General features: G+C 34.7%; 1 protein-coding gene. It reads left to right on the forward strand.

Features of this window, described 5'->3' with window-relative positions:
- The first annotated feature begins 117 nt into the window (after window positions 1–117).
- Window positions 118–546: an HIT family protein gene (locus tag ACFQY0_RS21310; protein WP_186078287.1), complete on the forward strand. Its 429-nt coding sequence runs from the start codon at window positions 118–120 to the stop codon at window positions 544–546.
- Window positions 547–602: the final 56 nt, after the last annotated feature.

Raw genomic sequence — 602 nt, forward strand, 5'->3', positions numbered from 1 at the left:
TTTTTGAATATCCACCAGTTACGTCTTTTAATTCGAGTATCATAGCTTCCACATCTTTCAAAATAATCATGTATAATGTATTTTAAATATATCACATCAAACGAAAGAGGTATAACAATGAGTGAAAAATCAATATTTGAAATGATCATCAACAGAGACATTCCGGCAAACATTCTTTACGAGGATGACGATGTTATCGCATTTTTAGACGCATTTCCTGTGGCTAAAGGACACACGCTAGTCGTTCCTAAAGTTAAAGTAGAAAACATTTACGAACTTTCACCAGAATCTGGTGCAAAAGTTATGGAAGCTATATCTAAAGTTGCGCGGGCACTGCGCATAACTTACCAACCAGAAGGTTTAAACGTACTTCAAAATAACGGTGCTTTTGCCTCACAATCAGTATTCCATATCCACTTTCACCTAATACCCCGTTACAAAGACGAGCATGATGGTTTTGGATTTAAATGGGATGAATTACCAGCTTTAACGGATGATGAAAAAGCTAAGGTTGCAGAAGAAATTAAAAGTAATTTTGATGCTTAATTTTCTCACTTTAGGGTAAACATTTAATGAGGATGTGAACACTTATGAAATTTAAG

This window comes from Haloferula chungangensis (assembly GCF_042664875.1).
Taxonomy (GTDB): domain Bacteria; phylum Verrucomicrobiota; class Verrucomicrobiia; order Verrucomicrobiales; family Akkermansiaceae; genus Haloferula; species Haloferula chungangensis.

Excerpts from the sequence above, each read along its gene's own strand:
- ACFQY0_RS21310 (WP_186078287.1), top strand. The coding sequence starts at position 118 with ATGAGTGAAAAATCAATATTTGAAATGATCATCAACAGAGACATTCCG.